Source organism: Streptomyces sp. NPDC057543, assembly GCF_042801895.1.
GTDB lineage: Bacteria > Actinomycetota > Actinomycetes > Streptomycetales > Streptomycetaceae > Streptomyces.
This window is the reverse complement of record NZ_JBHVFF010000308.1, coordinates 1-9,847: the sequence shown is the minus strand read 5'-3', so window position 1 is coordinate 9,847 and position 9,847 is coordinate 1. Positions and strand designations below refer to the sequence as shown.

The 9,847-nt window shown below is 68.4% G+C and carries 9 protein-coding genes; 5 read left to right on the top strand and 4 right to left on the bottom strand.

What is annotated here, in order from left to right:
• Nucleotides 1-224 precede the first annotated feature (224 nt).
• A complete protein-coding gene (locus tag ACFU8Q_RS34755) occupies nt 225-1,028 on the bottom strand; it encodes an NAD(P)-dependent oxidoreductase (RefSeq protein WP_360936680.1) in 804 nt (267 codons plus the stop codon).
• 105 nt (nt 1,029-1,133) lie between these two features.
• On the opposite strand from ACFU8Q_RS34755, the gene ACFU8Q_RS34750 reads away from it, so the two are divergent.
• Nucleotides 1,134-1,538: a hypothetical protein gene (locus tag ACFU8Q_RS34750; protein WP_376320928.1), complete on the top strand. Its 405-nt coding sequence runs from the start codon at nt 1,134-1,136 to the stop codon at nt 1,536-1,538.
• Nucleotides 1,535-2,218: a hypothetical protein gene (locus tag ACFU8Q_RS34745; protein ID WP_384462102.1), complete on the top strand. Its 684-nt coding sequence runs from the start codon at nt 1,535-1,537 to the stop codon at nt 2,216-2,218. The genes ACFU8Q_RS34750 and ACFU8Q_RS34745 overlap by 4 nt, the downstream gene beginning before the upstream one ends.
• Before the next feature lie 60 nt (nt 2,219-2,278).
• Here ACFU8Q_RS34745 and ACFU8Q_RS34740 read toward each other — a convergent pair whose 3' ends face one another.
• Nucleotides 2,279-3,178, bottom strand: coding sequence for a helix-turn-helix domain-containing GNAT family N-acetyltransferase (locus ACFU8Q_RS34740; RefSeq protein ID WP_358943740.1), 900 nt, complete (start codon nt 3,176-3,178; stop codon nt 2,279-2,281).
• Between the two features lie 374 nt (nt 3,179-3,552).
• A complete protein-coding gene (locus ACFU8Q_RS34735; RefSeq protein WP_384462099.1) occupies nt 3,553-4,467 on the bottom strand; it encodes a recombinase family protein in 915 nt (304 codons plus the stop codon).
• A gap of 262 nt (nt 4,468-4,729) precedes the next feature.
• Here ACFU8Q_RS34735 and ACFU8Q_RS34730 point away from each other — a divergent pair, with 262 nt between their 5' ends.
• The 3 genes from ACFU8Q_RS34730 to ACFU8Q_RS34720 all read left to right on the top strand — a co-directional run bounded on the left by ACFU8Q_RS34730 (nt 4,730) and on the right by ACFU8Q_RS34720 (nt 6,800).
• Entirely contained in the window at nt 4,730-4,975 is a 246-nt protein-coding gene (locus ACFU8Q_RS34730; protein ID WP_064456845.1) for a hypothetical protein, read from the top strand.
• Nucleotides 4,962-5,438: a Clp protease N-terminal domain-containing protein gene (locus ACFU8Q_RS34725; protein ID WP_383070754.1), complete on the top strand. Its 477-nt coding sequence runs from the start codon at nt 4,962-4,964 to the stop codon at nt 5,436-5,438. The genes ACFU8Q_RS34730 and ACFU8Q_RS34725 overlap by 14 nt, the downstream gene beginning before the upstream one ends.
• Nucleotides 5,439-5,639: 201 nt before the next feature.
• Nucleotides 5,640-6,800, top strand: coding sequence for a serine hydrolase domain-containing protein (locus tag ACFU8Q_RS34720; RefSeq protein ID WP_384462095.1), 1,161 nt, complete (start codon nt 5,640-5,642; stop codon nt 6,798-6,800).
• Between the two features lie 38 nt (nt 6,801-6,838).
• Here ACFU8Q_RS34720 and ACFU8Q_RS34715 read toward each other — a convergent pair.
• Nucleotides 6,839-9,847 (bottom strand): Tn3 family transposase (locus ACFU8Q_RS34715; protein ID WP_384462092.1); only part of this gene is annotated, 3,009 nt, incomplete at its 5' end.

Below are 9,847 nucleotides of genomic sequence, written 5' to 3'. Positions count from 1 at the left end.
GGGCAGGTCCCGCGTGACTACGGCCGTCTCGACCCGGCCGACGCCGACCCGGCCGACGCCGACCTGGCCAGCCCCTGGCTGGCCTGGGCGAAGTACCTCGCCTACCAGCTCGCGGAGGCCCGTGGCTGGGAACGCTGATGGCGATCTCTGAAAATCCCCACCCTTGCTCGTCGTTCCTCAGGAGAAGGCGCTGAGAGAACTCGTCCCAGCGATGGCCGTGTGCGTCAGGGCCGAAGGTGCTTGAGAGTGAACTGGGGCAGGGCGTAGAGGCCGGCCTGGGGGGCGGTCGGGTCGACTGGGAGATCCGTCCCGGGGATGTCCGCAGCGTGGAGTTCGGCGTTGTCGACAGGGGTGTAGGCCAGTTCCGTCGGGTCGGGGAGTTCCCAGAAGCGGCGGGTGTTGTCGGAGACGGCGTAACCGGTGGCGAAGCGGGTGGAGGGCGGTGCGGCCAGCGCGGCCAGGATGTAACCGACGGCGTCTCGCGGGCTCAGCCAGGTCGCCAAGTGCCGCGGCTCGGCAGGCACGTGCTCAAAGCTGCCGATACGGAGGCAGATAACGGAGAGACCGAATTTGTCGGCGTACAGCCGTCCGAGGGCCTCGACAGCCGCTTTGCTCACCCCGTAGAGGCCGTCAGGGCGTACTGGCTCCTGTGGACTGCTGAGATGTCCGGCGGGGTAAAAGCCGGTCACACGGTTGCTGCTGGCCAGCACCACTCGCTCGATTCCCTTGCGTCGCGCCGCCTCCAGGACGTGGTGTGTGCCAAGTACGTTGGCTTCGAGCAGGTCCGAAAGGGGCGCCTCGTCGGGGACGCCGCCGAGGTGGAGCACGCGGTCGGCTCCCGTAAGGGCGAACTCCACGGCGGCGGCGTCCCGAAGATCCACGGTGTGCGTGTCCTCGTTCTCGGTTTCCTGGCGGATTGGCACGCGGTCGAGCAGGATCAACCGTGTCGCCTCGTGCCGCAGTGCCTCCCGCACCACGGAACCGATGGTGCCCGCCGCCCCCGTTATCGCGACCGTTCCCAGACTCACTGCGCCTCCCCTGGTTTCGACAATCCACCATCTTCGCGCTCGTTGATCCACTCATCAAGGTGGTGGGGAACTGAGAGAGCAGGTCTGGCCAACCTTAAGCGCCGGGTGGGGAAGTTCAAGGAGCGTCATCAACGCGGCATCCGCTTCGCCGTCAACCGCGGCCTGGCCCTCGTCCTCACCGGCTACGTCGAGGGCGACTTCATCCGGCACACGGAGATCTTCGCCCCGCTGCGGGCCCTGGACCTGCGGTTCGGCCACGTCGTCACGGTCCTGGAAGAGATAGGGATCTTCGAGGACGACAGCGAACCCTCCTTCGAGGGCTGGCTCGCCGAGAGGCTGGAGGGTCTTGCACCCGGCATCCGCTCGGAGACCGAGCGCTGGACCCGCGTCCTGCGCGACGGTGGCCCCGCAGTCTCCCGCGACGGGAGGGCACGGTCTGGCTCTCCCTCAACCGTGTCCGGCCGGCCCTGCTGGAATGGTCGAACCGCTACGACCACCTGCGGGAAGTGACTCGCGACGACGTCCTGACCTACGTCAAGACACTGCATGGCCGCCAGCGTCACGACCAACTCGTCGCCCTGCGTTCGCTGTTCACCTGGGCCAAAAGGAACGGGCTGATTTTCCGCAGCCCGACCAGCCGGATCAAGGTCGGACAGTACGAGTACGCCGTACTGCAACCGCTCGTCCCCGCCCAGGTCGACCGCTCCGTCGCGGCGGCCACCACCCCGGCGACGCGGCTCATCCTCGCCCTCGCGGCGGTCCATGCCGCCCGGGTCGCCCAGATCGGCACACTCATGCTTGACGACATCGACCTCGGCAACCGACGGCTGACCATCGCCGGACGCGTTCGCCCGCTCGACGACCTCACCCTGAAACTGCTGCTGGACTGGCTGGAGCACCGGCGAAACCGGTGGCCCAACACCGCGAACCTCCACCTGCTGATCAACAACCAGACCGCCAACACCACCAGCCGGGCCAGCAACCACTGGATCAGCGCTCCCATGCGCGGCCAGGACGCGACCCTGGAGAAACTCCGCGTTGACCGCCAGCTCGAAGAAGCCATGGTCAAAGGCCCCGACCCACTCCACCTCGCCCAAGTCTTCGGGCTCGACGAGAAGACCGCGATGCGCTACGCGGACTCCGCGCGGGCTCTGCTGGAACAGGCCGCCGAAACCGGTCCCGTGTCTTGACGCAGACCCACAGGTCATTCCCCAGAACCAGGGCAGTGGACCTGAAGGTCGTCGCAACCCTCACTCCGACGACGCTGTGGTGATCCGCTTCTCGAACCAGCGGTGGGCATACGGCTCGTCGTTGAAGGCGGTGACCTCCTCGAAGCCGTAGGAGTGGTACAGGCCGATCGCGGCGCTGAGAGCCTTGTTGGTGTCCAGGCGCAGTACGTGAAAGCCGTGCCGGGCGGCCCGAGCCTCCAGCTCGGCCAAAAACCGCCGGCCGAGGCCGAGGCCCCGGGTGTGGGGCGCGACCCACATGCGCTTGACCTCGGCCGGGGCGCCGGGCGGTAGCTTCAGACCCGCGCAGCCGACGGGCTCACCGTGCAGCCGGGCAACCAGGAACAGCCCGTGCGGCGGCCGAAGTTCGCCCGCGTCGGGCAGCAGGCTCCGCGCAGGGTCGAAACCGGCCTCGAAGCGCTCCTGCAATTCGGTGAAGTAGGACCGCAAACAGTACTGGGCATCGGGGTGGTCCGGGTCGACACCGTCCAGCGCGACCGTCGCGGCGGTCAGCAAGCGGTCGACCTCGGCCATGGCGGCCACCAGCCGGACGCGCTGGGCGGTGTTGAGCGGTTCCAGAAGGGAGCCGGCCAACTCGTCGCTTCGGCGATCCAGCGCGGCGCGCTCCGCGCGGCCCGCGTCGGTGAGCCGAACGGTACGCACCCGTCTGTCCCGGGGCTGCGGCTCCACCGTCACCAGGCCGTCGGTCTCCAGAGAGCGCAATAGCCGGCTGACGTACCCGGAGTCGAGCCCGAGGCGCTCGCGCAGCCGCCGTACGTCCTGGCCCTGCTCGCCGATCTCCCACAGCAGCCGCGCCTCGCCGACGGGCCGGTCGCGGCCCAGGTAGTGATCGTGAAGCACGCCCACGCGTTCGGTGACGGTGCGGTTGAACCGCCGCACCTGATCAATCTCCGTCCCATCCATTCTCTGACTCTAGTCAGAGAACCGGCTGTGCGGCCAGAGGTAGTCCGCGACGGTACGCACCATCCGGCCACGGCCGCAGCCCGTAGGTTCGTTCAGCATTCTCGTGTTCACTCGAACCCGCGGATGCAGCGGCCTGAAGCACACTGGCGGACCCCTCGGTTCGCACTGAAGAAGCTTCGGTTTCCCTGAACCCGCGGGGCTCAGGGGGTCCGAGTAGGAACGGACCAGGAAACCGGTGTTGCTGTCAGAAGTTTTGACAGGCCGTGATCGGCCGAAGCCCTTCGATCCGAAGGCGCCGGTGACCAGCAAAACGGCGGAGACCTTCGACATCTCCCAGGTCGGAAGCCCCTTGGTTTTGAAGCCCGCATGGCTTGCTACGGGGTCTCGTTCCCGAGGGCGTTGACGCGGTTCGCGTACTCGCGGCGGGCCTTGCGCTGGGCCGGGATTGCCGAGGGGGCGTCGAGCGGCTGGCAGCGGTCGAGGAGTTGGCGGTGGATCGAGGGCGCCGCGGGGATGCGGAGTGTGTAGCCCTGGCCGCGCCGTACGGTCAGGCCCTGGTCGAGCGCGTCCCGCTCAGCGGGCTCCAGTTCGGCCGCGCGCAGGAAGTCGGCGACCTTGCCCGGCATGTCGAGGGCGACCGCGATCTCCGGCGCTGGGGTGTCCTGGGAAGCGTCGGTGTGCTCGGGCATGAGGTCGGCGACGGCTGTACGGATGGCGCCGCGGCTGACGTGGTGGTCGCGGGCCAGACCCGCGATGGACTGGCCGCCCAGGTACCCGGCGCGCACGGCGGCCTTCGCGGCCGTGACGACCGGTCGACGGCCGCCCTTGTTGCCCTTGGCCTCGGCGGCCCGCAGCCCGTCGTAGGTCAGCTCGCGCTGGAGGTCGCGCTGGAGTTCGCCAGCGGCGGCGAGGGTCTGCACCATGAACTTCACGGTGGACAGCAGCTCTCCAGTGCGCAGGTGGCGGGCGGTGAGGTCCATGGCGGAGAACGCGCCGTCGTGGATGCGCAGGGCGAGACGGTCGCGGTGGAAGACGTCGAGTACGTCGAGGATGTGCCCGGTTCCGCGCACGAGGCGGAACATCTCGGAGATGTGCACGGTGTCGCCCGGCCGCGCGTACGTGAGCAGCTCGCCGAACTTCGGCCGCTGGAGAGGGTGGAGACGGCTGGAGGTACCGGGGTCCTCCTCGAAGACGACCGGGTCCTCGATCCCGGCCTCGTCGAGGACGAGGTTCTGACGGTCGGTCGACTGCTGGTCGGTCGACACCCGCTTGTAGACCAGGTTGGCCATGCCGCTCCCCGTTGTGGTGGTCGCATTCGACCCTAGCTGTCAGCAAACCCTGTCATCAGCCGCCATCGGATCTGATTGGATCCGAGCCGCCGTCAGGCCCCTGAAAGTCCGGGTTCATTGGACGCCAGTCGCGCCTGTCGTCATTCGATCCTTTGACGACAGGGAGCCCGTGGTCACGAGCCTCCGGCGGGATCGCTGGGCCCGCCCGCGGTCGTTAGCAACTCGGGTTGACTATCCTCGTTAGTCAACTACAGTTGCTTGCATGTCCGTCGGCGAGAATTCCCTTCCCCCTGAGCCCGCTGACGCCCTGGCGGCTGTCGTGGCGTTGCGGCGCCTTGCCGATCAACTGGAGGACGCCGCTGTCGAGCAGGCCATGCGGGCGGGCTGGAGCTGGCCGCAGGTCTCCGAGGCGCTCGGTGTCACCCGCCAAGCCGTCCACAAGAAGCACGCCAAGCGGCTCATCGCTGCCGGAGTCAAGCTGAGGAGACGCGGCGATGAGCGCGTTTGACAAGTACCTGCATGGGGTCATCGTGCGGGCGATGGACGAAGCTCGCGATGATGGGTCGGCGACGATCGACGCGCACCATCTTCTGTTGTCGCTCGCCGCCGATCAGGGGTCTACCGCTCAGCAGGTCCTGGCCTCGGTCGGGCTCGATCGCGCTGCTGTCCGCGAGGCACTGGATCGAGAATTCGAGCACAGCCTGAGCATGGTTGGAGTGTCTCCGGCCTCCTATGACCTTCCCGGGCCGAGCCACGTTTCCCAGCAGCCCAAGATGGGTGCGTCCGCCAGACTCGCGCTGGAGCGGAGCTTCGCCTCCGCTCGCAAGAAGGACCTGCGGTCAGCGCATCTGCTGCTCGGGATCCTGCAGGCTCAAATCGGCACCGTGCCGCGTGCTCTCGCCTTGGCCGGTATCGATCAGGCCGAGCTGGCGGACCGCGTTCGGCAGACACTCATCAGCCAGGAGCAGTGACCACCGGGATCAGCTGACGCGGCCAGTTCACCCCGCGGCCGTGCCTCTTGCCGTGATGTGCAGCGGGTCCGGTAGGCGTGCGCGAAGCGTCGCACGCTGCGCTGGGCACCAAGTCCCTGCTGAGAGCCGGTGGGCCAGTAATCACGCCGTGGAGAGGGGCCGGGCGGTCACCCACGGGTCACACACGACAAGGAGGACCACATGCACCAGCACACCGCTCATACAGACAGCGGCCGACCGGGCGCCGAACCGGCCAAAGCAGGGGGCGCGGTATCTGAGTCCGCGCCGGCCTCAGGGGCCGAGGGCTACGAGGCGGTCCAGCGCTTACTTCAGCAAGCTGTGACTCAAGGCGGCCTTCCCGGCATTCTCGCTGAGGTTTGCGACGGCGGCCGGCAGTGGTTCGGGACCGCAGGAGTGGCCGACACCCGAACCGGCCGCAAGCGTTCACCGCAGGACCGGTTCCGCATCGGCAGCATCAGCAAGACGTTCGTGGCCACCGTCGTGCTGCAGCTGGCGGCGGAAGGCAGGCTGAGCCTGGACGACACCGCGGAACTGTGGCTGCCCGGGGTAGTGAATGGCCATCACCACGACGGTGCCAGGGTGAACGTCAGGATGCTGCTCAACCACACCAGCGGGATCTTCAACTACACCTATGACCAGGAAGCGCTGAACCGTTACGAGACACACCCGCCCAAGTCACTGGTGCCGATCGCCATGTCCCATCCGCACACCTTCGCACCGGGTTCGGGCTGGGCGTATTCCAACACCAACTACGTCCTCGCAGGCTTGATCATCGAGCGGGCCACCGGCCGCGCGCTTGCCGAGGAGATCGCAGGGCGGATCTCCCGCCCATTCGGCCTGACTGGTACGTACCTGCCGCACGGCAGCGATCCGACGATCCACGGTCCACACTCCCGGCACTACACGAAGCTGTTCCAGACCGACCCCGGCGCGCCGGTTCACGACGCGACCGAGCTCGATTCATCCATGTTCTGGGCAGCCGGCGGCATGATCTCCACCGCCGGGGACCTCAACCGGTTCTTCCGCGCCCTGCTGGGGGGCCGGATACTGCCATCAGACCAGCAACGCGACATGTTCACCACCGTGCCCACCCGCGACTGGATTCCCAACGCCGCCTACGGCCTCGGCGTTTCCTCAGTGAGACTGCCCTGCGGGGAAACGGTCTGGGGCATGGGGGGTGCGCTCTTCGGATCGTGGTCCTACGCCTACGGCGCTCGCGATGGCGAACGGATAGTCACCACCAACGTCAACGGCGACTGGAGCAATGGCGATTGGGACGACCCCATCGGTATCTTCACCGATCTACTTCAGGCGAAGTTCTGCCGCCGGAGCGACTCCTGAACACCGGTCACGGGTCGGGCTTGGCCGGCTCCTGATACTCACTCCTGCCCGTCGTTGTTGTCCTCGTCCAGCTCCAGCGCACCCGGGTCGCGCAGCGGGCGCAGGCCGCCGTCGACCGGGGTGGAGGAGCGGAAGCTGTAGCGGCCGAGCACGTTGAGGTTCGCGTGCTTGAGCGGGGAGACGCGGGCGACGTCCTCGTCCAGGACGTCGTGCTCACGCTCCTCGGCCGGCAGCGTCCGCAACTCCTGGACGGCAGCGTCCAGGTAGCGAGTCGTCCACAGCACCGCGGCATTCAGCACCAGCCCGAGCGCGCCGAGCTGGTCCTCCTGTCCCGTCCGGTAGGCCTGCATGATCTGCCCGCGCTTGCCGTGGCAGATGTCCCGGGCGAGCTTGTGGCGGGACTCCTGCACGGTGAGCTGCCGGTTCATCTGCCTGCGGTAGGTGTCGTCGACTGGGTCGACCACGCGCAGCAGGTGCAGGGTCTTGGCGATCCGCCCGTACTCGGCGAACGCGGTGCCCAGCGGGGTGGGGCGTCCCTCGCGGCCGAACATCCGCAACAGGTCGTACGCCCGCACCTGCCCGGTGACCAGGGAGCCGACCACCCGGAGCATGTCCGGCCAGTGCGTGATCACCTTGTTCAGGTTCACCTTGTTGCAGGCCAGCGGCTCCAGTGGCCCGTACCCGCCGGTGTCCACGCCGGGCAGCTCCGCGCGCCAGAACCTCTGGTCGGCCAGGTCACGGAAGCGGGGCGAGAAGTTGTAGCCGAGCAGGGAGAACAGGCCGAACACCGTGTCGGAGTAGGAGGCGTTGTCGGTGGCCACCATGTCCGGCTTCACCCCGGCGTCGAGGTTCAGCAGGGTGTCAAGGATGTGCAGGGAGTCGCGCGGGGTGCCGGGCACGACCATCTGTCCGATGCCCGCTACCTGGTCGTTGACGGCATTCAGCCATGTAATTCCGCGTTTGAAGTGGTAGTACTTCGGCGACGGCCCGGCGTTGATGGTCCGCTTCGGCACTACGAACCGCAGCCCGTCGACGGACGCGAGCAGGCCCTCGCCCCAGTGCTCCACGATCGGCACCCGCCCCTGGGCCTCGATCAGCTTCGCGTTCGCCGCGGCGATGGTGTCGGCGCGCAGGTAGTACTGGTCGACGTGGACCAGCCGGGCCCGGGTGAGCGCCTCCTCGTCGGCATCGATGACGGGGGCGTAGCCGATGTTGCACGCCTCGCTCACCAGCAGCGCCACCAGGGACGTCTTCAGGTTCTCCATGCGGGTACGGCCGTCCCCCAGGTGCACGAAGGCATCCAGGAACCCGGTCCAGGAGTCGACCTCGAACAGCAGGTCCGGCAGGTCGATCTTCGGGAGCATCTTCGCGGTGGTCCTGCGCAGCCACTTCAGGGACTCGCTCTCGCCGAGCGCGCCGAGCCGGTCGACGTTCAGCTTCAACCGGCCATTGGGCTGGACCTCGAAGCTGAGCTTCGCGTCCTGCCCGGCCTCCTCCAGACGCTCCGCCATCAGCTGCCAGGCCGCGTCCAGGGCCCGCACCCGCCCGGCCAGGTGTTCCTCGACCGGCTCGTCCAGGCTCAGGCCGTGCAGTACGTCCTCGGAGACGGCCTCCCACTGCTTGCCGTCCAGCAGCCGCGCCCGAGGGTCCGCCCACCGGTTCGACGGCGAGGCGAACACCACGCGCCGGTTCAGGCCGCGGAACAGCTGCTCCAGCACGCACACCACATACGCGTCACGGTCCACTGCCCCCTCGGGAAGCTCCGGATTGGAGTACACCGCCTTCTTCCACGCCGCCGGCACCAATTTGGCGTCGATCTCACGCGGCAGCAGCGGCTTGGCCTTCACCTTCCGCCTCGCCAGCGCCGGGAGCCGCTTCACCTCCTCCAGAATCCGCTTGCCGCCGGAGGCCGCCCCCAGCGCCGGCGACTCCCCGAGCAGCGACAGGAAGGGGCGGACCGTGTTGTAGCGGGTGGCCAGCAGACGCCGCATCTCCGCCTCGGCCTCCTCGTCCGCGGGCCCGATCAGCTCTCCCAGCAGCGCCGAGGCGGCCATCACCTCCTCGCGCGGCCCGATCTCCGTCTCCAGCGCCCGCCACATCGCGCCCGCGTCCAGGTCGGCATCGATCTCGGTCACCAGGTCCAGCTGCTCGCTCCACAGCCGGAACACCCCATCGAGCATCCGTGACGCCTTCGCCACGCGAGGCCGGACCGCGAGCCAGTCCCGGTCCGTCGCCCGCCGCGCGGCGCTGATCAGCTTCACTTGCATCAGCACCGAGAACAGATCCAGCGCGTCGTCGATCGCGGACGCCTCCAGGTGCCGCACCACCGACGTCAGCAGCGCCGTGCGCTTCGGCTCCGGCGTTCGCTCCAGGATCGGCGCCTTCGACCCCAGACCGACCCGCGCCAGCGTCGCCAGCCGGTTCGGCGGCACCTTGTCCAGCTTCACCCTGCCCAGACGGAACGCCGAGATCTCATCCACCCGTTCCAGCGCCTTCGCCATGCTCGCGCCCGTCGTCCGCGTCGGCGGCCGGCGCAGCCGCTCCAACTCCGAAATCCGCCGCCCCTCCGGCACCCCGAGCAGCGCCACCAGATCCTCCGACAACGACGCGTCCGCCCGCCGCGCAGCGCCTGCCACCGTCGCGTACAGCCGCTTCTCCGCGACCCGACGTACGGATGCGACCTGCTTGGCCAACACGCTCACGCCCGGCAGCAGCACCCGGTGGCGGCGCAGCCATCCCACCGCTTGGTTGAACAGAGCCACCGGTCCCTCGGCGCCCGTCCACGCCCGCCCGTGCAGGAACGCGCGGAACTTGCGCCCCCACTCCGCGTCCTCGAACGGGTGATAGCCGTAGGCGTCCCGGATCTCCCACGCGTGCTCGTACGCCGTCTTCGGCCGCTCGGTGTACCGCTTCACCACCGACGCGTCCTCGATCTGCAACTGCGCGGCCAAGTGCTCGATGACCGACCACGGCACGTCCAGCGGATCGTCCACCAGGAACCGGCCGACGTACCGGACGGTGCACATCTGCATCGCGAACCCCAGCTG

Excerpts from the sequence above, each read along its gene's own strand:
- ACFU8Q_RS34740 (WP_358943740.1), bottom strand. The coding sequence starts at position 3,178 with ATGGATGGGACGGAGATTGATCAGGTGCGGCGGTTCAACCGCACCGTC.
- ACFU8Q_RS34735 (WP_384462099.1), bottom strand. The coding sequence starts at position 4,467 with ATGGCCAACCTGGTCTACAAGCGGGTGTCGACCGACCAGCAGTCGACC.
- ACFU8Q_RS34730 (WP_064456845.1), top strand. The coding sequence starts at position 4,730 with ATGTCCGTCGGCGAGAATTCCCTTCCCCCTGAGCCCGCTGACGCCCTG.
- ACFU8Q_RS34725 (WP_383070754.1), top strand. The coding sequence starts at position 4,962 with ATGAGCGCGTTTGACAAGTACCTGCATGGGGTCATCGTGCGGGCGATG.
- ACFU8Q_RS34720 (WP_384462095.1), top strand. The coding sequence starts at position 5,640 with ATGCACCAGCACACCGCTCATACAGACAGCGGCCGACCGGGCGCCGAA.